25 protein-coding genes are annotated in these 22,677 nt (G+C 28.0%); 22 read left to right on the forward strand and 3 right to left on the reverse strand.

Going from position 1 to position 22,677, the window contains the following annotated elements:
* The first annotated feature begins 55 nt into the window (after nucleotides 1-55).
* From GXK56_RS24975 to GXK56_RS28660, 3 genes are all read left to right on the forward strand, one after another.
* Nucleotides 56-679, forward strand: coding sequence for a hypothetical protein (locus tag GXK56_RS24975; protein ID WP_160692594.1), 624 nt, complete (start codon nucleotides 56-58; stop codon nucleotides 677-679).
* A gap of 80 nt (nucleotides 680-759) precedes the next feature.
* A complete protein-coding gene (locus GXK56_RS24980) occupies nucleotides 760-1,569 on the forward strand; it encodes a molybdenum cofactor biosynthesis F family protein (protein WP_160692596.1) in 810 nt (269 codons plus the stop codon).
* A 229-nt stretch (nucleotides 1,570-1,798) separates the two neighbouring features.
* Nucleotides 1,799-1,924 carry a hypothetical protein gene (locus tag GXK56_RS28660; protein WP_279283331.1) on the forward strand — a complete coding sequence of 42 codons (126 nt, stop codon included), beginning with the start codon at nucleotides 1,799-1,801 and terminating at the stop codon, nucleotides 1,922-1,924.
* A gap of 276 nt (nucleotides 1,925-2,200) precedes the next feature.
* Here the strand turns inward: GXK56_RS28660 and GXK56_RS24985 are convergent, their stop codons facing one another.
* Nucleotides 2,201-2,656: a beta-propeller fold lactonase family protein gene (locus GXK56_RS24985; protein ID WP_279283333.1), complete on the reverse strand. Its 456-nt coding sequence runs from the start codon at nucleotides 2,654-2,656 to the stop codon at nucleotides 2,201-2,203.
* Here GXK56_RS24985 and GXK56_RS28770 point away from each other — a divergent pair, their 5' ends adjacent.
* The 14 genes from GXK56_RS28770 to GXK56_RS25055 all read left to right on the forward strand — a co-directional run bounded on the left by GXK56_RS28770 (nucleotide 2,657) and on the right by GXK56_RS25055 (nucleotide 17,154).
* Complete coding sequence (locus tag GXK56_RS28770; protein ID WP_347707975.1) at nucleotides 2,657-2,800, forward strand: hypothetical protein; 144 nt, start codon at nucleotides 2,657-2,659, stop codon at nucleotides 2,798-2,800.
* A gap of 360 nt (nucleotides 2,801-3,160) precedes the next feature.
* Complete coding sequence (locus GXK56_RS24990; protein WP_160692598.1) at nucleotides 3,161-3,544, forward strand: hypothetical protein; 384 nt, start codon at nucleotides 3,161-3,163, stop codon at nucleotides 3,542-3,544.
* Between the two features lie 161 nt (nucleotides 3,545-3,705).
* On the forward strand, nucleotides 3,706-4,896 hold the full coding sequence (locus GXK56_RS24995) for a methyl-accepting chemotaxis protein (protein ID WP_160692600.1): 1,191 nt from the start codon (nucleotides 3,706-3,708) through the stop codon (nucleotides 4,894-4,896).
* Between the two features lie 332 nt (nucleotides 4,897-5,228).
* Nucleotides 5,229-5,993: a polysaccharide deacetylase family protein gene (locus GXK56_RS25000; protein WP_160692602.1), complete on the forward strand. Its 765-nt coding sequence runs from the start codon at nucleotides 5,229-5,231 to the stop codon at nucleotides 5,991-5,993.
* Between the two features lie 446 nt (nucleotides 5,994-6,439).
* Nucleotides 6,440-8,254, forward strand: a complete 1,815-nt coding sequence (locus GXK56_RS25005; RefSeq protein ID WP_243156259.1) for a right-handed parallel beta-helix repeat-containing protein — start codon at nucleotides 6,440-6,442, stop codon at nucleotides 8,252-8,254.
* 137 nt (nucleotides 8,255-8,391) lie between these two features.
* Entirely contained in the window at nucleotides 8,392-9,726 is a 1,335-nt protein-coding gene (locus GXK56_RS25010) for a pectate lyase (RefSeq protein WP_160692604.1), read from the forward strand.
* Nucleotides 9,727-9,901: 175 nt separating this feature from the next.
* The gene (locus tag GXK56_RS25015; protein WP_202127944.1) at nucleotides 9,902-11,035 is read left to right on the forward strand and encodes an ROK family protein; all 1,134 of its coding nucleotides are present in this window, start codon (nucleotides 9,902-9,904) and stop codon (nucleotides 11,033-11,035) included.
* A 19-nt stretch (nucleotides 11,036-11,054) separates the two neighbouring features.
* Nucleotides 11,055-11,834 (forward strand): prolipoprotein diacylglyceryl transferase, encoded by a 780-nt coding sequence (gene lgt, locus GXK56_RS25020; RefSeq protein WP_160692608.1) that lies wholly within the window; start codon nucleotides 11,055-11,057, stop codon nucleotides 11,832-11,834.
* 170 nt (nucleotides 11,835-12,004) lie between these two features.
* On the forward strand, nucleotides 12,005-12,649 hold the full coding sequence (locus tag GXK56_RS25025) for a 4Fe-4S binding protein (RefSeq protein ID WP_160692609.1): 645 nt from the start codon (nucleotides 12,005-12,007) through the stop codon (nucleotides 12,647-12,649).
* 285 nt (nucleotides 12,650-12,934) lie between these two features.
* Nucleotides 12,935-13,753: a sulfite exporter TauE/SafE family protein gene (locus GXK56_RS25035; protein ID WP_160692613.1), complete on the forward strand. Its 819-nt coding sequence runs from the start codon at nucleotides 12,935-12,937 to the stop codon at nucleotides 13,751-13,753.
* Between the two features lie 315 nt (nucleotides 13,754-14,068).
* Nucleotides 14,069-14,758: a TMEM165/GDT1 family protein gene (locus GXK56_RS25040; RefSeq protein ID WP_160692615.1), complete on the forward strand. Its 690-nt coding sequence runs from the start codon at nucleotides 14,069-14,071 to the stop codon at nucleotides 14,756-14,758.
* Nucleotides 14,759-14,872: 114 nt separating this feature from the next.
* The gene (locus tag GXK56_RS25045) at nucleotides 14,873-15,016 is read left to right on the forward strand and encodes a hypothetical protein (protein ID WP_160692617.1); all 144 of its coding nucleotides are present in this window, start codon (nucleotides 14,873-14,875) and stop codon (nucleotides 15,014-15,016) included.
* A 77-nt stretch (nucleotides 15,017-15,093) separates the two neighbouring features.
* Nucleotides 15,094-15,414, forward strand: a complete 321-nt coding sequence (locus GXK56_RS25050; protein WP_160692619.1) for a rhodanese-like domain-containing protein — start codon at nucleotides 15,094-15,096, stop codon at nucleotides 15,412-15,414.
* Nucleotides 15,415-15,453: 39 nt separating this feature from the next.
* Nucleotides 15,454-17,154, forward strand: coding sequence for an FAD-dependent oxidoreductase (locus GXK56_RS25055; protein WP_160692621.1), 1,701 nt, complete (start codon nucleotides 15,454-15,456; stop codon nucleotides 17,152-17,154).
* A gap of 85 nt (nucleotides 17,155-17,239) precedes the next feature.
* Here the strand turns inward: GXK56_RS25055 and GXK56_RS25060 are convergent, their stop codons facing one another.
* A complete protein-coding gene (locus tag GXK56_RS25060; RefSeq protein ID WP_160692623.1) occupies nucleotides 17,240-18,133 on the reverse strand; it encodes an EamA family transporter in 894 nt (297 codons plus the stop codon).
* A 209-nt stretch (nucleotides 18,134-18,342) separates the two neighbouring features.
* Between GXK56_RS25060 and GXK56_RS25065 the strand changes: the two genes are divergently transcribed.
* Complete coding sequence (locus GXK56_RS25065; protein WP_160692624.1) at nucleotides 18,343-18,837, forward strand: MarR family transcriptional regulator; 495 nt, start codon at nucleotides 18,343-18,345, stop codon at nucleotides 18,835-18,837.
* A 348-nt stretch (nucleotides 18,838-19,185) separates the two neighbouring features.
* Here the strand turns inward: GXK56_RS25065 and GXK56_RS25070 are convergent, their stop codons facing one another.
* Entirely contained in the window at nucleotides 19,186-20,061 is an 876-nt protein-coding gene (locus tag GXK56_RS25070) for a LysR family transcriptional regulator (RefSeq protein ID WP_243156260.1), read from the reverse strand.
* 168 nt (nucleotides 20,062-20,229) lie between these two features.
* Between GXK56_RS25070 and GXK56_RS25075 the strand changes: the two genes are divergently transcribed.
* From GXK56_RS25075 to GXK56_RS25090, 4 genes are all read left to right on the forward strand, one after another.
* Nucleotides 20,230-20,769 carry a DUF4865 family protein gene (locus GXK56_RS25075; RefSeq protein WP_160692626.1) on the forward strand — a complete coding sequence of 180 codons (540 nt, stop codon included), beginning with the start codon at nucleotides 20,230-20,232 and terminating at the stop codon, nucleotides 20,767-20,769.
* Nucleotides 20,770-20,963: 194 nt separating this feature from the next.
* Complete coding sequence (locus tag GXK56_RS25080) at nucleotides 20,964-21,776, forward strand: AraC family transcriptional regulator (protein WP_160692628.1); 813 nt, start codon at nucleotides 20,964-20,966, stop codon at nucleotides 21,774-21,776.
* A gap of 124 nt (nucleotides 21,777-21,900) precedes the next feature.
* On the forward strand, nucleotides 21,901-22,293 hold the full coding sequence (locus GXK56_RS25085; RefSeq protein ID WP_160692630.1) for a YtxH domain-containing protein: 393 nt from the start codon (nucleotides 21,901-21,903) through the stop codon (nucleotides 22,291-22,293).
* Nucleotides 22,294-22,310: 17 nt separating this feature from the next.
* Complete coding sequence (locus GXK56_RS25090; protein WP_160692632.1) at nucleotides 22,311-22,646, forward strand: hypothetical protein; 336 nt, start codon at nucleotides 22,311-22,313, stop codon at nucleotides 22,644-22,646.
* The last annotated feature ends 31 nt before the right edge of the window (nucleotides 22,647-22,677 follow it).

Below are 22,677 nucleotides of genomic sequence, written 5' to 3' on the forward strand. Positions count from 1 at the left end.
ATTATACAATGAATGTGAGTTCCTCGGAATTCACATTTTTTTATTTCCATAAAAAATGAGCTGCTACAAAACTAACTACGTTAGTTTTGCAACAGCCCCTTTAGAAAATACTATAGATTTAATAGATAAGCAAACAAAACTATTAGAAAAAAGGATATTTGAATTATCTCAAATTAAAGCTTCTATGGAAAAAGTCCACCATAATATAGTAGATGCTTTAAAATATGATAATAATGCGTTTATAAAATATAATGAAGAACGAAAATATATAGCATATGATTTTATTTCTAAAACAGTTGATGAATTGGAAATAAATTTAAGAAAAGTTATACTTGATATAGAAAATAAGAGAAAAGAAGTATATTCCTCTTTTGGAACAAGCACTAGTTTTGAATTCTTTAAAAATGAAAATAAGATATCAAATAATGACATAAGATATTTTATTGAATGTGATGATGGTATAGATAATTATAATGTTTTGCCGAAAGGTAATTATCTATCTATATTATTAGATGATAATAGTAACAATAAGGAACAATATTATCATAAGTTAGTTAATTATATAATAGATAATAATATAGACGTATTAGGTGATTTTAACGAAACATGGATATTTCCAAGGATAGGACAAGATAAAAAAGAAGTAACCTTAGTAAAAATAGAAATATTAATCAAATAAAAATGTAATTTCTATTGACCCTCCAGTAACTGTACCTATTATACTTTTAAGTGATATGAGCTTTAAGGAGGATATAAGTTATGACAAAAGAAAATAATAGAGAATTTCCAACAGTATCAGAATTATCACAAGGATTTAGTGAATTCAGACTGCCACAAAGTGGAGATTTTATTGGTAGAAAATTAGAATTAAATTATGAAAAAGGATATAAGGTTATATATAATTTTATAGATTTTGAAACTTTAAAATGTACTTATATACAAGGTGACATTGAAGAAATGGTTGCGGCAATATATACATTAGCATCACCTAGAGATAATATTTATATTTTAGATTTTATTTGGTCTTACGGAGACACTAAATCAATAACTACTGTAATTGACTTAAATAAAAATATTGCTACAACTTTAATAGGAATATTACCTAATAAAGAAGAAGTAAGTGTTTCACAATTTGAAAGAGGAGATAAAGGATTACCTTTTACATCAGTAAAGAGTGAATTTAATCATGCATCAATAAATAATGAATTTACAAAAGATACATTAAAACATGAGTTTACAGATGAACTAGTTGGTGAAAGAATAGAGTTTAAATATAGTCAAAATGATACCTATGAACATATATATTTAAATGAAAAATATTATACATGGCACTGCAAAAGTGGTATAGAAAAAGGTCTTTGTGATACTGATAGATGTTATTATCTAAAACTTGATGAAAAATTATATTGGTTTACTTGGTTAGAGAGAATAGTTCCAACAGTTGGAACTGTAATAGAAGATTTAAAATCAGATAAAATGCGTTCTTATGGAAAACTTTATGGATATGAATCATATGATATGGGCAAAGTTACAAATTTCCCTGTAGGTTCATATGCAACTATTATTTAATATTTAAATGTAATATTTTTAGTAGAAAATAACTAAATAAGAAGAGAAAAAATTACATAGTAGATATAAAAGCTGTTTTGTATATTGTTAAAAAGCATAACTTATTACTGGTACGTAAAATTATATCATAAATAAAGGATAGTATGTAAAATTAAAGAACAATACTATGGTTATCAAGCTACGCTTCAAGGGTGCAACAAAAGAAACTGTTGTATAGTCTAAGTTTAAAATGACTATAAGCAAAACTAGGGATATTGAATCAATAGAACTTAATATAAATAATAATTTAATAATGTATCTAAGTAATGGAGGAGAACCAAGTCCATATGGAGAGGTTCTCCTTCTTCTTTTATAGAGCAGTCAAAGCATTTCTACTTTGGGAAGTTCCATGACAGGATATGCATTACTAATTTAGGTGTATCAACAGAAAGAATCAGTAAGGAGTGATTGAATTTGCGATTTTTTACTATACAATTCTAACTCTAGCAACGATGGGTCAGAAGATATGAAAGTAGTGTTGAACTATTTTGATTAAAAGCATAAAAAGTTAGGATCTTAAATACGCGATTACCTATATAAATAGAAGTAGCACAAGCAAGCGCACTTAAGTTTATTTAATGAAATAATTAGATTAATTTAAAAATTTAATGCAAACAGGATTTGGTATATATTCAGATATATTTAAATAAGTCAATTCTCCATTTAATTGATTTATTGAGTATAATTCTACATTACTTGAAGTTTGATTTGCTGCAATCAAAAATTTACCTGAAGGTGATATAGAAAAGTCACGTGGAGATTGCCCTTGAAGTTTTGTATTTGACACAAAAGTTAATTTTCCAGAAACTGAATCCACCTTAAAAACTGTTATGCTATCATGTCCACGATTTGAAGCATATAAATATTCTCCATTAGTAGATATGTGAATTGCAGCACCAGTGCTTTCAACTGAACAATCTGATGGGAGTATAGAGATATATTCTACTTCTTCAAAAAAGGGTTTGTCCTCATTATATTTTAAAACAGTAATCTCTGAACTTAGTTCATTAAGCAAATAAGAAAAGTTTCCATTTGGATGAAATTCCATATGCTTGCTCCTGAACCAGGAGCTATATTTAAATTAGCTTCTTCCTTAAAACAGCCATCTTGTAATTTATATAAAGATACTTTATCTAATCCTAAATCAATTGTGTATATGTATTTGTTATTAGGAGTAGGATCTGCAAAATGAATAATGATATTCTAAATAAGATTCTATATGGTTAGTCTATTAAAAAAATCATTTGATTTCAATATAAATATAAAAAGTAGTTTTATGAATAGAAGAAATAAAGAGAATGCTTGACTGGTATGTAAATAGAAATTATGTGGAGTTAGAGATGAATTCTTTTCTTGAAATAATTTTTTCAGAAAAGAACAGATAAGAAAATGTTATAATTAGTATTATAATTGTATTAAAAAATGTTAAAAATCATAAAAACTTTGGGAAAAAGATTGTAAAAAAAATGATTAAGATGTACCATTGTAGTAATAAAAGTAAAAAATAGTAAGGGATTTTTGACAATATATAATGGCGATTGGAGAGGTTTTTATGAAAAGTATTAAATCGAAATTAGTAATATATTTTTGTGCTTTGATTATTTTAGTTTCTGGAACAATTGGAGGCTTTTCTTTTTGGTTAGCTTCAAATGGAATGAAAACAATGGAGGCTGAATTATTAAATAAAAAAATAACAGGAGATATTAATGTAGCTACATATTATATGCAACAATTCTATGGGGATATATCTTTTTCAGAGGGTAATCTAGTAGATGAAAATGGCAAAAACATAGGCGACAGCTTTAAAATGGTAGATAGGATTTTAATGATACTGGAGATGTTGCTACAATATTTGTTAAAAGTGGAGATGATTTCAAGAGAATATCAACAAATATTAAAAATGAAAATGGTGAAAGAGCTGTTGGTACAAATTTAGGTAAAGAAAGTAAGGCCTATAATGATGTAATAAAAGGAAAAGAATATATTGGAAATGCTAAAATTTTAAATAAGAATTATCTTACAATATATAAACCGATATTATCAAAAACAGGAGAAAGTATTGGCATACTATTTGTTGGTATATCGGAAGAAGAATCAATGCAATTATTAAATGAATATAACAATAATTTAAGAAATGTTTTGATTTTACTAATTGGAATGAGTGCTTTAATTTGTAGTATAGTAGTTTTTATTATTTCAAAAAGTATTACTAAACCATTAGAAATGTCAGTAAATCATCTTAATATTTTAGCAACAGGTGATTTTTCAGTGGAAGTACCAGAAAAAATTATGAGAAGACAAGATGAAAATGGTAAGATTGCACAAGCTATGAGTAAGACACAAAATTCTCTTAGGGAATTAATTTTAAATATAAATAATCAATCGAATAATATTGAAAATATAGTTTTAAATGTTAAAAAAAATATAAGTGAATTAGATAAAGATGTAGAAGAGGTATCAGCAACTACAGAAGAACTTTCAGCAAGTATGGAAGAAACAGCAGCTTCTTCAGAAGAAATGTCAGCAACTTCACAAGAAATTGAAAGAACAGTTAATTTTGTTGCGGAAAAATCCCAAGAGGGTCTTGGTAAAGCAATAAAAATAAGTGAGAAGGCTACTAATATTATGATTACATCAGAAAATAATAAAAAAGAAACAGAAAAAATGTTTAAGGAAACAGAAAAAACATTAAAAGCATCTATTGAAAAAGCAAAAGCAGTGGAACAAATAAATATTTTAGCAGATTCAATACTTCAAATAACATCTCAAACAAATCTGCTTGCATTAAATGCATCTATAGAAGCTGCTAGAGCAGGAGAAGCAGGAAAAGGCTTTAGTGTAGTGGCTGATGAAATAAGAAAGCTTGCAGAGCAGTCAAATGAAACTATAAATAAAATACAAAGTACTACAGGAATTATATTGACATCTGTTAGCGAATTAACTTCAAATTCAAACAATATGCTGAATTTCATTGAAAATAGAATTTTAAAAGACTATGAAACTTTAGTTCAAACTGGTAAAGCGTACAACGATGATGCATTATATTATAAAGATTTTTCTACAAATTTAAATTCAATATCAGAGGAGCTTTTGGCGTCAGTACAGGATATTTTAAAAACTATTGATGAAGTTGCAGAAGCAGCAAGTGAAGGAGCTGGAGGGACTATAGATATAGCAACTAGAATACAGGAAGTAAATAACAAGTCAAATGAAGTGGTAGATGAAGCTTTAAAGGCAAAAGAAAGTGTAGAAAAGTTAAAAGAAGGAGTTTGTAAATTTAAAATATAATAAGAGAAGCTTTAAGAATAATTTCATTATAAAAGGATTGTTATATTATGACAGTCCTTTTTATTTTGTTAATGTTTGAAAAATAGCTTCAAAAGATCATAGTTAGCCTTTTTGATTTGAATGTAATTGAATTAGAAGAAACGTATACCTCTCATATAGGCAGTATTACTGGACTAATTTATCTTTAGAATTAATGCTAGGGTTATTGAGGTTACACAAACACCAATAAAACACAAAAGCGGTAAAAATTAATACAAATAAAAGGATTAAAAAAGTAAACAATAAGAAATAAAGAATTATTTTATTAAAACAATACAACTCAAGGAGGAAAAATGAAGAATAAGTTTAAATATGTTTTAAGTTTTATAAGTTTATTTCTTATTATGTTAGTAATTAATGAAAACATGTCCAGTGTTGCTGCATCAGGAAATCTTTTAGATAAGGAGCAAAGTGTGGAAAGTAATGCTGTGGAAGAAGAGAATAAGAAAGTTATTTATTTAACTTTTGATGATGGACCAAGCTATAAGATAACTAATAAGGTTCTCGATGTATTAGAAGAAAATAATGTGAAAGCAACTTTTTTTCTTATAGGAAGCCAAATAAAAGATAAAGAAGAGGTTGTAAAGCGAATATATAATGAAGGACATAGCATAGGTCTTCATACATATACTCATAATTTTAGAAAGATCTATTGTAATGAAGATAAGTTCATACAGGAAATGATGGTATGCCGAAACGAAATTCAAGAAGTTATTGGAATTGCACCAAACATAATACGATTTCCTGGTGGTAGTTACAAACACTTAAGCAAAAGTTACTTAAAAAAATTACATGATAATAATTTTAGAGTTTACGATTGGAATATGGATAATTGTGATGGATTAGACCCAAAAACTCAGCCATATAATTTATATGTAAAAGCTATAAAAGGAAGCGATAAGCTTAATAATATTATACTGCTTTTACATTGTACCGATATGAATGATAACACATGTAAAGCACTCCCTAAAATAATAAAATACTATAAATCTCAAGGTTATGAATTTAAAGGTATTACAGATGAAACAGCTGAGTTATACTTTCCAATCAAAAAATAGTATAGTGTATTATAATAAGTGTTTAATATAATAACAGAATAATTAAATCATATTATCAAAAGCCAGACAAAAGCAATGTCTGGTTTTTTATTCATAAAATGATGATAGTCACTACAATTAAAAATAAAGCGTAAAAAAAGAGAAATTCGTCGTAAACTATAAATATAATTCATTTTATATGTTAAAAGCTTAAAAAAGATTAAATTACGATATATCTATTTACTATAAAAAAATAAAATGTTAAAGTTACAATGTGATTAAGAAGGCGATACTCGATAAAATGTTCACGTTAACAAAATCATACTATTTAATATGTGAGTTAATCATGTGTGGATTGAATACTAAAGTTTTTTATAAGTTAAGAGGGGGAAATTATATAAAAAATCACAAAATATGTTTGATTATATGGTCTAAATAAAAGTAGATGTAATTGGAAGGTGATAAGAGTGTTGAAGAAAAAATTAAAAGAGAAAAATAAAGTTATGAGCATTTCACAAAAAGCAGCATTAGCAGCTTTGGCAACATCAGTAGTGATGGCACCAACATTTTCAGCTAGCGCAAGTGCTAAAACCTTAGATAATAACAAAAAAACTTCGATCGTAGATATTAAAAATAATATAAGTGCTACAAAAAACACAACTGAGGTAAGTGATATTAGTAGTACCACAGCAGCAGGAGTTAGTGTATCTCTAGTAGCTTTTGCAGATAGTACTGTATCTGTATTAGATAGTGAAGGCTGGTTAGAATCTGCAAACGTAGAATGGAGTCCTGTTAAAAATGCTACTGGATATAATGTTTATTATAAAGCAGCAAATGCATCAGATACTACTTATAAACAAATAGATAATCAATTAATCAGAAAATATGCATCATATTTTAGAGCTGATGTGCTAGGAATTTCAGAAGGAAACTATGTAATAAAAATAGTACCTATTATAAATAATCAAGAAGCTTTAGCAGGGCAAGCAATTACAAAACCCCTTAGTGTAAAAGCAAATACAAGAGAAGGTTTTGCTTTTTCTAAACAATCACCAACAGGAACTGCTTCAGGCGGATATAATGATAATGGTACAGTTCCAGAAAATGCCAAGGTTATTTATATTACAGCAGACACAGTAAATACAGTAACTGCAGATGTTATAACAAATGCAAAAGGAAATAAAACTACTTGCATCGGTCTTACTAAAATTTTAGCTGCCCGCCAAAAAGGTTATGATAAAAATCCACTTATTATTCGTATGGTAGGTGAGATTAAAGGTTCAGATATTACTGGGCTAAATAGCACTGGATATTTAGAATTAAAAGGCTGTTATAATGTTACACTTGAAGGTGTAGGAGAAGATGCTACAGTTTATGGATGGGGAATACTTGTTAGAAATTCAACTAATGTAGAAGTTAAAAATTTAGGAGTTATGATGTTCCCTGATGATGGAATATCTCTTGATACAGGTAATAAAAATATTTGGGTTCATAATAATGATATTTTTTATGGCGCAGCAGGTAGTGATGCAGATCAAGTTAAGGGCGATGGTTCGTGCGATGTAAAATTATCTGATTATGTCACCGTTTCTTATAATCATTTTTACGATTCAGGTAAATCTTCGCTCTGTGGTATGAAGGATACAGAAGATTTCCATGTAACATATCATCATAATTGGTTTGATCATTCTGATTCAAGGCATCCACGTATTAGAGTTGGAACTGTTCACGTGTACAATAACTATTTTGATGGTAATGCAAAATATGGAGTTGGTGTTACAAAAGGTTCTTCAGCTTTTGTAGAAGCTAACTATTTTAGAAATTGTAAAGATCCAATGTTGAGTTCGCTGCAAGGCACTGATATTAAAGACGGTGTAGGTGGCTTTTCAAATGAAGCTGGTGGAATGATTAAGGCTTATAATAATAAAATAGAAGGTGCAGAAAGTATTATTTATACTAATGATAATCCTACTCAATTTGATGCATATTTAGCTAAAACAAGAAATGAATTAGTACCTAATAAATATAAAACTGTAAGTGGCGGAACAATTTATAATAACTTTGATACTAATTCAACAATGTACAGCTACAGCCCAGATGCACCAGAAGATGTAGCAGCCAAGGTTACTTCTTACGCAGGAAGAGTAAATGGTGGAGATTTTGTATGGAAGTTTACTACAGCTGATGATACTAATAGTACTATAGATGCTAATTTAATGGCTAAGGTTAAGGGGTATCAATCTGATTTGATTTCTGTTGGAGGAACGTCAGTAAATAAATAAATAAATAAATAAATAAATTTAGCTTAAAAATGAAAAATTAATATTATTTTTAAAGTTCACAATTATTAATTTAATTAGCTAAAAACTATAAAAATCATAAATTACGTATAAATCAATAATGAAAGAAGGCTAAAAATATGTCAAAAAAGATAAAAACAATCTTAGCTAAGTTAACAGTAGTATCTATGGCTTTAACTGTTTGTTATGTTTCAGGAGCATCTAATATAAATGCTTTTGCAGCAACTACTAAAGCAAAAACTACCAGTAATGTAGATTCAGCTAGTAAAGCTATAAGTGTTATTACAGTTAAAACTTTTGATGAGTTAAAGGATGCTGTTGCAGCTGCAACTAGTGGTCAAACAATTGAAATTGCAGCAAATACAGTAGATTGTACAAGTCAACTTCTGCTAGATAAAATAGATTCTAATATTACAATTAAAGCTGCAGATGGATACACTCCTGTTTTGGATTTCTCTTCATTTAGAGAAGTAGCTAAGAAAGCAAGTCCTAGTAAAACTGGAGATGCATATGTAGGTGTAAGAATTAGTGGAGGAAGCTATACAATTCAAGGGCTTATGATTGAAAAAGCATATGATAATGGAATGCTTATAAAGCCAAATTATAATAGTACTTTATCAAAAGATAAACAGGTACCAGGAAAACCTGATAATAATAAAATTATAGATTGTGTATTTAGTTATAATGGTGACGCAGGTCTTCAAATTTCAGGTAGTGATGGGCTTGAAGATCAAGGAATACATGTACGTCCAGCAAATAATAAAGTAATAGGCTGCGTGGCTTATAGAAACTTTGATCCACTTACAAAAGGTGGAAACGCTGATGGATTTGCAGCAAAGATAGATATTGGAACAGGAAATGCATTTTCATACTGTGTATCAGCTGAAAATTCAGATGATGCTTGGGATCATTTTGGAATAGGAAGTAGTGATATAACATATGATCACTGTGTAGCATATCATAATGGAGATGCATCAGTCTTCAATAATGGAGCATATGATAAAGAACATAAACTTCCAGTTGATAAGGATGTAACAAATGGAGCATGCAGTGGAAATGGAAATGGTTTCAAGATGGGATCAGCAAATTCAAAATATGGTCCTCAAACAAATGGTACTAAAACTATGACGGATTGTTTAGCTGTTGATAATATGTCAAAAGGTTTCGATCAAAACAACGGAACTGGTACAATTAATATAACTAATGGTATGTCATTTGGAAATAAAGCAATGGATTATCAATTAAACAATATGACAGCTGGAACTTTTAATAATGTACAAGCCTTTTCCGCTGCAAAAGCTAATAAACTTCCAAGTGGTGGAACAATAACAACTGTAGATGTAGCAACTCAAGGAAAGATAAGAAATGAAGTTGATACAGCAATAGCAAAGATGAGACAAGAACTTGCTAGCAAAGAAATTCCAACACGTATGAATTTTAGCTTTTGGAAATAAATAAAGTAAATTAAAATATACGCTTTTAAACATAATATTATATATAATTATATTGATAAGGAAATGTGAAAATATTATTACATTTCCTTATCGTTTTATTTTGTATAAGAAAAAAACTTGTTTCCAAAATGGTTAAAAGATGATATTCTTGTTATTAAGAGAGGAAGGGAAGTTTTTGAAAGCTTATAAAGGTTTTGAATTATTAAATGATAGATGCAAGAATATTTTTAACATAATACAGAAAAATGGACCTAAAACTAAAAATGAATTGATAGATCTAACCCAAATCAAATTAACTACATTAAATAGAGAGCTTAAAACATTATTTAATGAAAAAATTATTGTAGAAAGTCATATTGGAGAATCTACTGGTGGGAGAAAACCTAGCTTATATGATGTAAATCAGGAAGAATTTTATGTTGTAGGAATAGATATTTCTCGTACATATACAAAAATAGTTGTAGTAAATTTGAAATTAGAAATAATATCAGAAAGATTACTGAGTCATGATTATAATATGGAAAATGTAGATGAAACTATACCTAGTGTAATAAATGATTTATTCTCAAAGCTTGAAATAGAAAATTCCTTTATTGTTGGAATTGGTATAGGAATAGTTGGAGGATTTAATGTTACATCTTTGTATTATGAATTAACAATGGAGTTTGACACTAGAGTATATATTGATAATGGTGTTAATGCAGCTGTTATTGGAGAATATAATTTTGGAATAGGTAAGGGAAAGAAAAATATTTCATATATTAACTGTGGTGTAGGAATAAGAACTGGAATTATATCCTCGGGTGTTTTGATAAGAACAATAAATAATGTGGAAGATGCCTTTGGGCATATGATTGTTGAAGCTAATGGACAGCAATGTTCCTGCGGAAATCTTGGCTGTATAGAAGGCTATGTATCAATATTAAATATTACAGATAAATTTATTAGTTCCATGAAAGAAATCAATCCCTTAGGTTTAAACAAGGATTTAAATAATATTAATTATCGTGATGTCTGTAGTTTAGCTGAAAATAATAATAAAGTTGCTATGAATATTATTAAAGAAGCAGCTTCGTATTTCGGAATTGGACTTTCAAATTATATCAAGTTATTTAATCCAGAACTAATAATATTAAGCGGCCCTCTAATCCAGCATTCAAAGTTATTTTATGATATTGCAAAAGAAACAGCCATGGAGAAATGCCATATAAAAAACAATTATATTGAATTTAGCAATGGAGGAGAATTTGATGATAATTCTATAGCAATAGGAGCTTGCGCTATAGTTCTAGAAGAAGTATTAAACTAAAAGATAAGGAAGTGAGTTTATGGATCCAGTAGCATTTTCAATTGGAGGCTTTGATATAAGGTGGTATGGTATCTTAATTGCAACAGGAATTATATTAGGTATAGTTATAGCTCAATATAACTGTAAGTGGAGAAAAGTTGATTATGATAACTTGCTAAATATTGTATTACTAGCGCTTCCAATTGGAATTATAGGAGCAAGATTATATTATGTAGTATTTGAATTTGATAACTATAAAAATAATATTATTGATGCGTTTAACATAAGAAATGGTGGATTAGCTATACATGGTGGACTTATTTTTGCCATAGGTACTGCTTTGATTTACACAAAGATTAAAAAATTGAACTTTATTAAGTTTGCTGATGTAGCAGCCCCATCAATTATTTTGGCTCAGGCTTTAGGCAGATGGGGAAATTTTTTCAATCAAGAAGCACATGGGGATGCTGTTAGTTATGAATTTATTAAGCATTTTCCTATGTTTATTCAAAAAGGGATGAACATTAATGGAATATACTATAATCCTACCTTTTTATACGAATCTTTATGGAATATAATAGTTTTCATATTATTAATGGTGATATTAAGGAAATGTAAAATAAATGGAATGGTGTTTTTTACTTATATAGGTTTATATTCTATAGGTAGATTTATAATAGAAGGTATGAGAACTGATAGCTTAATGTTTGGAAATATTAGAATGGCTCAATTTGTTAGTTTAATGGGAGTTGTTGTGTGGATTATTTTTATAGGGTTGAATTATTATAGAAGCAGAATAAAAGGAAGTACATTTAAATAATAAATCTATGAAATAATAAGCTGAATTTAATACCAGCTTATTATTTTTTTATTATTGAGTGATAAAGTTACAGATAATAATGTACTTCTTTAATAAAATGAAAAAGTATTAAATGAACAATATTAACGTTCGTTTAAAGAACTATAATAATTTGGAGGTATTTATTAGGAATGGTTTTTAAATTGTGGAAAAAATATTCATTTATACTTTTGGTTGCATTTATTGTACTCGGCATCTTTGATTTGAGATTTGCAATTGTAGCAGGGATTTGCATGGTGGCACCTATAGTTCTGTCTATTTTTAAGGGGAGATTTTGGTGTGGGAATTTATGCCCAAGAGGAAATTTTTATGATAGGGTAGTTTCAAAAATTAGTAATAAAAAAAGGCCGCCTAAGTTTTTTAAATCTTATTACTTTAGGGCTGTAATTTTAACTATAATGATGGCTATGTTTACTTCAGGCGTATACAAAAACTGGGGTAATCTTTATGGCATAGGAATGGTGTTTTATAGATTAATAGTTGTAACAACTATAATAGGAGTATTATTATCTTTAGTTTATAATCATAGAACCTGGTGTAATTTCTGTCCAATGGGAACTTTAGCATCAATTACAGGAAAATTTAGAAAAAGTAAAGATGTGTTGCATGTATCCTCTTCGTGTGTTTCCTGCAAATTGTGTGAAAAGAAATGCCCAATAGGATTGGTACCGTATAATTATAAAGCTGATATCTTAAGTCATCCTGATTGTATACAATGTGGCCAATGTGTTATGGCTTGTCCTAAAAAGGCAATAGGATATAATAAAGAAGCATAATATAGGCAATTATTTTGGAGTGAAAATTAAAAAAGTCTTATATACAAAAAGCAAATTCTATTGGAAACTTAGAAAAGAAATTTCAATAGAATTTGTTTTTTATAGAGTTTATTTTAATGCTAGCAGGTTTGATTTGCAAAAAGAAAAAACTTATTTCCGAAATGGACAAAAGTATTGTATAATATATTTAAGTGGTATTGGATAAATTAAAAAATATGAGTTAGAGAGGATTATAAGTCAAGATAAATATACTAAGTTTAATTGTTATGAAAGAAGGTTTAGAAATTGATACAATTTTTATGGTTAGTTCCTTTAGGATTTTTAGTTGGAACTTTTGGAACTTTAATTGGTGCTGGTGGAGGATTTATACTGGTACCTATTTTATTGTTGTTATATCCGGACAAAAGCCCTGATACTATAACAAGTATTTCTCTAGCAGTTGTATTTTTTAATGCATTATCAGGGTCTTATGCGTATTCAAGAATGAAACGTATTGATTACAAATCAGGGATAATTTTTGCAGTTGCAACAATTCCTGGATCTATTTTAGGTTCAGTAATAACATCATATATACCAAGACAGCTTTTTAATGGGATATTTGGTGTAATATTAGTTATTGTATCAGCATTCTTAATCATTAGGAGCAAAAAGGAAGACGTGGAAACTGATTTAGTAGTTAAAAATGGTTATGTAACAAGAACTATAATAGATATTGAAGGCGTAGAACATAAATTTTCATATAATCCTGTAATTGGAATTATTGTAAGTGTTTTTGTGGGTTTTATGTCTAGCTTTTTAGGAATAGGTGGTGGAATAATACATGTTCCAGTCCTTGTTAATATGTTAAATTATCCAGTTCATATTGCTACAGCGACATCTCATTTCGTTTTAGCAGTAATGTCACTATCAGGAACTGTAGTACATATAGTAAATGGAGTTCTTCAATCCAGTGCTCTTCAAACAATTGCATTATCAATAGGCGTATTATTTGGAGCACAATTAGGGGCAAGATTTTCAAAAAAAATACATGGAGTAGCTATAATTAGAAGCCTTGCAGTTGCACTAGCTATTGTAGGAGTAAGAATATTTTTTATGTCATTATAAAGTGAAGAAATTTATTGTGCAAAGTTTAAATTTATGATAATATAAATATTAGTTTTAAAAGGAAAATAAGATATCTTAAGTTAAGAGGGAGTAACTGCCTTTATTAGGTGATAAAGTCAACATACTGACTGAGAGGTCTGGCTTTATCGTGGCTTATTTTAGTCAAGTGAGACTTTTAACACAATAATAGTTTTATTGTTTTTTTAGATTCTTCAATATAAAATTACATTGAAGAATTTTGAGATGACAATATGGCTTTTGTTGTGTTGAAAGTCTTTTTTATTTATATATATTATTTTTTTTGGAGGTCACGCGATGGGAGAATTTATTAAAGCATTATTATTTGTTGTTGTAGCAGAAATGGGGGATAAAACTCAGCTCCTTGCTATGGCAATGGCTAGTAAATACAAAGTAAAGGAGGTAATGACAGGAGTACTTATAGCTACAATTCTAAATCATGCACTTGCAGTAGCCTTAGGAAGCTATTTAAGTTCAATCATACCAATGGATGTAGTTAAAATTGTAGCAGCTGTGTCATTTTTAGTTTTTGGATTTTGGACTTTAAGAGGAGACAAAATTGATGAAGAAGGAAAGAAGAAAAACAAGTTTGGTCCAATTGTAACTGTGGCTATAGCATTTTTCTTAGCAGAAATGGGAGATAAAACACAACTTATGACAATAGCAATAGCTGCTGAAAGTAAAATGCCTTTATTTGTGTTAATGGGAACAACAGTAGGTATGTTAATTTCTGATGGAATAGGTATCTTAGGTGGTGCATGGATGTGTAAACATATTCCAGAGAAATATATAAAGTGGGGAGCAGGAATAATATTTATAATATTTGGAACAATTACTATGTTTGAAACTGTTTCTTTATTATCAAATAATCCATTATATATGATATTGTATTTCTTAATGATTGTACTATTTGTATATATTTTTGGTGTGAAATTTACATATAATGATCAAATGTGTAAGGTAGATTTAGATAATAATAAAAATTAATAATAATTATTAAAAAGAGAGGATACTAGAAATAGTTTATCCTTTCTTTTTTATGTGACTAAGTTACATATATTTAATAAATATTGATATATAATAAAATCAAGGATGCTGCATATGAAGAATAAAGAGGTATTTAATAATAAATTTGAAAAATTAGAAGATCTCTACAATAAGTATCCTGTATTACATAAGAGTGATATAAAGAACAATGGAGCAATAAGTGACTATGGATACTTGAAAAATTTATATTCTGATTAATATGTGACCGGATCAAAGGAAATATGTAATGAAATCTTAAATATGAATTTATAATAAATTTTAAGGAGGAACTAAAAATGTTTGGATTATTCAAAAAGGAAAGTGGAAAAGTAATTAATGTAAATGATATTGATGAGTTAATTGGAAAGGTAGATTTAATTGATATAAGAGAAGATTATGAATATAAAGGTGGAAGTATAAAAAGTGCAAAGAATATTCCAATGGGAGAACTTTTAAACAATCCCGATAAGTATTTAAATAAAAGCAAAGAGTACTACATAATGTGTCAATCAGGAGGAAGAAGTGCAAGGGCATGTAATTCACTTACAAATCAAGGGTTTAATGTTGTTAATGTTTCTGGTGGAATGGGTTCTTATGTAGGAAGTAAAAGAAAGTAAATAAATTTAGAGTTAAAATATGAAGGGAGAATAAGGGATATGAAGAGAAAAATATTAGTTATTGGGGGAGTTGCAGGAGGAGCATCTGTAGCAGCAAGACTTAGAAGACTTAGTGAAGAGGATGAAATTATAATGTTTGAAAAAGGGCCTCATGTATCCTTTTCAAATTGTTCACTTCCATATCACTTAAGTGGATTAATAGATGAGGCTGATAAGTTAGTATTAATGAGTCCAGAAAAATTCTTGGTTCAATACAATATTCAAGCTAGAGTAAATAATGAAGTTATAGCTATTAATAAAGAAGAAAAAAATGTAACAGTTAAAAATTTATTAACAGGCGAAACATATAAGGAAAGCTATGATAAGTTAGTGTTATCTCCTGGAGCAAGACCAATTGTGCCAAATATTCAAGGAAGTGAAGAGGTTAATATTTTTACAATAAGAAATGTTGTTGATATTGATAAGCTTAATAAATATATAAAATCAATTGACGTAAAGGATATAGCAGTGATTGGCGGCGGCTTTATAGGAGTTGAAGCTGCGGAAAATTTAAAAGAAGCTGGTTATAATGTAGCCCTTATAGAAGGAACAGATCAAATATTAAGGCCTTTCGATTATGATATGGTCCAAATATTTCACAAGGAAATCTATGATCGTGGTGTAAATTTAATAGTAGAAGATAAGGTAGAAAAATTTGAAAAAGATACAGTTGTATTAGCTTCTGGAAAAAGAATTGAAGCAAAGGTGGTAGTTATGGCAATAGGTGTAGCACCAGAAACTACACTTGCAAAAGAAGCTGCTTTAGATATTGGTGAAACAGGAGCTATAAAAGTTGATCAAAATTATAGAACTAATGATGAAAACATATATGCTGTTGGAGATGCAGTAGAAATTTATAATGCTTTAACTCATTCTGCTGCAAAATTATCCCTTGCTGGGCCTGCTTTAAAGCAAGCGAGATCAGTAGCTGATCATATTAATGGGAAAAAAGGATTAAATAAAGGTTATATAGGCTCATCAGCTATAAAGGTTTTTGATTATAACGGAGCAGCAACAGGATTAAACGAAGCACTTATAAATGTTTTGAATATGAAGATAAAATATGATGTAGTGAGGGTTATTCTTTCAGATAAGGTTGGAATTATGCCAACTTCAGCACCTATGCATTTAAAATTATTATATGAAGTTCCAACAGGAAAGATATTAGGTGCTCAAGCTATAGGTAAAGGTGATGTAACAAAGAGAATTGATGTAATTGCTACAGCTATTAAATTTGGAGGAACTGTAGAAGATTTAAAAGACTTAGAATTATGTTATGCACCACCATTTTCTACTGCAAAAGACGTTGTGAACTATGCCGGTTATGTTGGCTCTAATATTCTAAATGGGGATTTTAAACAAGTTAATGTGGATTTAGTCAGAGGACTTGTTGAAAATAATGCTTATATTATAGATGTTAGAGAAAGAGGAGAATATGCGAGTGGTCATATTAAAAATGCTGTAAATATTCCATTAAGTGAAATTAGACAAAGAATAAATGAAATACCAAAAGATAAGCCTGTTTACCTTCACTGTAGAACAGGTCAAAGAAGCTACAATGCAACTTTAGCTCTTCAAAATTTAGGCTTTAGTAATGCATATAATATAACAGGAAGCTTTTTGGGATTATCTTTCTATGAATATTTTAATGATAAGACTAAAGATAGGGAAAGCATAGTTACTCAATATAATTTTAGATAATTTAGTAGATATTAAAATACACGATTACCTGTATAGATATTAATAATATTTTTACAGGTAATCGTGTTTGGTTGTTTATTTAATATTAAGGTGTAATGGTTTTTGAGTTACTTATAACAGGATTAATTTTTTGTGGAGTTTTTTGAGAAAAATAAACACTAAAAATTATTATTAAAACTCCTAATATTTGAACTGGATTAATAGTTTGTTTTAGGAAAATAAAGCCTAGTAAAAATGCAGTTAGTGGATTAACTGGACCAAGAAAAGATACTTTGGTAGGAGATAATCTAGAAATACCTCTAAACCATAAATAATAACCTAAGCCAGTATTAAATATTCCTAATATAACAAGTCCTAAGATGTTTGTCCTATTAAGTGTTGGAATACCACCTTCTATTAAAAATGTTGCAGGAATCAATATAAGGCTTCCAAAGAATAGCTGCCAGGAAGTAAAGACCATATTATTTATTTCTTTAGGTTTACCCCAGTATTTTGTTAGTACAACTCCTAGTGCCATAATTATAGCACCTATAAGAGCAGCGATTACACCAATAGTGTCTATGACTGCATCTTGTTTTAATAATAATAGAGATACACCTGTAATGGTCATTAAAATTGCAATAAAGGAATTTTTATTTGGATTTTCTTTAAGAAAGATCCAGCTAAAGAAAATAGTAAAAATAGGTTGTACACTTCCTAATATTGAAGCTATACCACCTGGAAGTCTGTAAGCAGCAATAAATAGAAATAAGAAAAAACCGCCAATATTTAAAGTTCCTAAAATAATAGATTTTAAAAGCCATTTGCCTTTAGGAAATTGTCTATAATAAAGTAAAAGTATTAGTCCGATAGGAAGGCCTCGCATAAGTGCTACGAAAATTGGTTTATTTATTGGAATTAGCACTGATGTTATTATATATGTTGAAGCCCAAAGCATTGGTGCAAGCATTGTTAATAAAGTATCTTTTAAATTTTTCATTAAAATTCTCCTCTCTTGTATATTTAATTTGATTTCATATATATTTGTTTAAATATTTTTAAACAATCTTAGCAATGAGTATCTTAACGTTAAGATAAGTATAGTATAAAACATATATATCTTAAAGTCAACAATCTTAATGTTAAGATTGTTAATATAAATTGAATTTATTATTGATATTTGATTTTTCTAATGCTAACATTATTATTATGAGTAAAGATAATGTAGATTTAATAATTGAACAATGGAAAAATGAAATACCAGAATTAAATACAAAAGCTATGGCTATTTTTGGAAGATTCAAGAGAATAGCTAAATTTACTGAAAGGAGATTAGGAGATAATTTTTCGAAATTTAATCTTAATAGTGGAGAGTTTGATGTACTTGCAACTTTAAGACGCTCGGGAGGAGAATTTAAATTAAAACCTACAGAATTATATAATCTTTTGATGGTAACTTCAGGGGCAATGACTAACAGGATAGATACCTTAGAGAAAAAAGGGTTAGTAATTAGAGTTAATGATACAGAAGATAGAAGAACTGTATATGTAAAATTAACAAAGGAAGGATTGAACTTAATTAATACTGCTGTATATGAACATGTGGCTGTTGAACAAGACTTATTAACCATGTTAACAAAAGAAGAAAAAGAAATTTTAAATTCAATTTTAAGAAAGATAAACTTAAAATTGGATGGAAAATAAATATTGTTACAATACTAATTAAAAAGAGACAAGAGGTTAATTGGTGTTATCATACTGTATGCATTTCCGAAAATATTATAAATTGTACTTTAGGAAAAATATAAAGAATAATTTGTGGAGGTGCAAAAAACTATGGATATAGGAAACCATATTAATGTAAAATCCCAATTAACGTATACTATAATTGATAACAGGTATATAAGAATTGGAATATATGAAAAAATTATATCAAAATTAAAATATTAATATTAGTATTATTTCAAATGTAAAGGCTGAATACAGATCCTTCCAGAGTAATAATGGATAGCATTGGTGGAGGAGATGTTTCAGCCATATTTGTTAATTTAATCAATCCAAATTAAAGATATAACTATTTGCTATATTAATAAAATTATTAAGTAAAGGTGTTATTTGTAAGTTTTTATTTACTATAAATTTAATTTCTAATTCATCAAATCCATCTTTTAAATCATAAATAAAGAAATTATTATTTTTAGGTAAAATACTTTTAGGTAGAAGTGATATTCCTAGACCTTCCTCTATTCCTCTAAGAATAGATTCTAAAGAACTAAACTCAATGATAGCAGCGGTTTTATGGTTATTATAAGCTAACCATTTTAGTAGAAGCTTACGATAAGGACAATCTAGATCTGAATTTACTATTATTGAAGAAGTAAAATTATTAATACTATCAATTTTTATGGAAGATACCAATGCAAGCTTTTCTTTGAAAGTAATAACCTTTTTTATCTTAGAAGACGCAATATGTCCAGATATAAAAGCCCCATCTAATTCATTTGTTATAATCATATCTGAGAGAAACTTTTGAGTTTCTGTTTTTAATATTAATGATACTTCAGGATTTTTCTCATAAAACAAAGAAAATAATTTAGGCAAAATAGATGCAGAAATAGTTTGAGTAGCTCCAATTTTAATAGTAGAAGTAATTTTAGATGGAAGAAACTCATGATTAACTTCATCGATTAAATCAAGAATTTTATCTGCATATTTAAGTAATTTTTCTCCATTTGATGTAATTATAGTGCCCTTATTGTTTCTTATGAATAAAGTGGTGTTCAATTTGTTTTCAAGCAATTTAATTCTCATGGTTATATTTGATTGGGCATAACCAAGCTTTAAAGCTGCTTTTGATATAGATTTTTCATAAGCAACTGTCTGAAATATTCTCAAATCATTGATTTCCATAGCATAAAAACCTTTCACTAAAATTAATTTATGTTTGATATCACTATTAGTGATATCAAAGATTATTTATAAGTATTATACAATTTTTATATATGGAGTTAAACTATAAGTGAAAAAAGTAGTAAAGAATTAAGCACTAAATTTATTCATGAATTGAAAATGAAAGGTAAATGGAGGGGAAAATAAATGATAGCAACACAATACAAGATTATATTACCTAGTGATTATGACATGGGGATAATAAAGGATAGAGTGAAAAACAACGGATATAAAACAGATGGATTTGAGGATTTAAAGTTTAAACTATATCTAATAACAGAAAAAGGGAAAAATAACAATTTAGAAAATAGCTATTGTCCTTTATATATTTGGATGGATAGCAATGGATTAAATAAGTTTTTGTTTAATGGTTTTTATGATAATATAATAACTTCTTTTGGATGGCAGAAAGTAAATGTAGGAATTCCATTAATTGATAAAACAACATATAAAATTAAAGATTGTAAATATGTATTTGAGATAGCAAGAGAAATAAAACCACAAAAAAGCCTTAATAATTTAAAAGATAAAATAGATAATGATATTTCAAGTATTAAAGAAACAGAATTTATAGTTATTTATAATCCAGACAAGTGGAAATATCATGTATTTTACTTTACAGATGACTTGAGTAAAATAAAGTCACTAGAAGGAAAAATTTATGATGTATTGCATATATCACAATAAAAAATATAGATAAATAAGTAAAGAATAATTTAGACCAACAAATTAAATATTAGGTGTTAAGTAAATAACTAAAAAGCTCTCAAAAAAGTATTATAATTCATAAATATTGGTTTTTTTATTGCAGGAAAGCATTTTAGATTTATGTTATAATTGGTAAAAGGAAGTTGTGCCACCAGTGGTGAAATGGAGGTTTTATGAGTGAAGCCATGTCAATTCAAATGCCAATTATTAACTTGAAATCTATTCCTGAAAATTTCATGTATGAAGAAATATATCCCAGTGAAGAAACATGCAATACCGTATCATGTTATTTTAGACTTTTTTCAAAAAAAATTGAAGAAAAAAATTATACGATTTCAATGATTCCAGATGGATGCATAAATATTCTCATAGATTTAAATGAAGAACGCATAGAAAAAGGTATTTCCGTTTTGGGTCCAATAACAAGTTCTATTAATTATGAGATAGATAATAGTGTAAACATATTTGGAATAAGAATTTTGCCAGGAAAATTTTCTGATTTGGTTAATATACCTATGAAATCTATTGTGAATAAGCAGCTTTTATTAAAAGATATAATTGAGGATTTTAGTAAGTATATACCTGAAAATGCCCAGAATATAGATGAAAAAATGTTAATGTCCTCTATAGATAATTATACTTTAGAGTTTTTTGAAAATATACCTTCGTGTAAAAACAAAACTGTAATGCCAAATTTAATAAGATATATTTACGATAATAAGGGACAAGTATCCATAGAAGAATTATCAAAGGTAAGCAATTATAGCTCTAGAAATTTGCACAGAATATCTGAAAGTGAAATAGGGATGAATTTAAAATTATTTTGTAGAATAGTTAGATTTCAAAATATGTTATATTCTATAAAAGGTAAGCGTGATTTAAATTGGAAGATCGTTGCATTGGAAAATGGATATTATGATCAGTCTCATTTAGTTAAAGAATTCAAATTTTTTTGTGGTATATCTCCAACCTTATTAAATAAGTAGTATTTGTCCGATTTTTACAAGAAATTTAGTAGAATTTGTTATAAAATAAGTTTAAGTTATATATAAGCAAAAAAATATTGTTCATCGAACTAGAATTTGCATAAATTTATTGGAGGTATAGGGTATGTTATTTAAAAATATGATCTCTGAAATGAAGAAAGAAAAACTTAGGAAACAAAAGAAGGAAAGAAACAAAAAAATAATTGGAATTACTGCAGCATTAGTAACAACTGGAGTAAGTGGTATTGTCGGAGGCTTGCTAATGGCACCTAAATCTGGTAAAGAACTTAAAGAAGATGTTGTTAAAAAGATTACAGAAAATAATGAAAGTATAAAAAAAGATATTGAAGAAAAGAAAGAAAAATTATCAAATAGCGTAAATGAGACAAGAGATAAAATTAATAGCTATCTTTCAGCTAAAAGAGAAGGAAAATGTGATTCATCTAAAGAAGCAGAAGATATGGAAAATAAGTCAATAGAAAAAGAAGAAGAGGCTGAAGAAAAAACTATTGTATAGAAATTGTGGGGATGCAAATGTATATTGAAGTTTCGACTCTATGTTACGGTATTTTAGCCATATTGGCAGGAATTGTTTTGATTTATTTGATACTTTGCTTAAGTAAGTTAAATTTATTATTAAAGCAAATATCTGTATTTTGGAATGAAAATTCTAAAAATATTTCTGAGACAGTAAAATCAATGCCAGTTATAGCAAATAATACAGTTGAGTTAAGTGAAAATCTAAAGACAACAAGTGATGTGCTTATTGAAGCTACTGCTACAGCAATTGATACAAAAAAAGAAATAAGTGATCAAATTGGAATGATTACAGATATTTTTAAGATTATCAAAAGCATATGGCTTAAATAATAATATTTCAGCAATTTTAGATTTTTATAAA

The organism is Clostridium sp. C2-6-12 (genome assembly GCF_009928485.1).
GTDB lineage: Bacteria > Bacillota > Clostridia > Clostridiales > Clostridiaceae > Clostridium.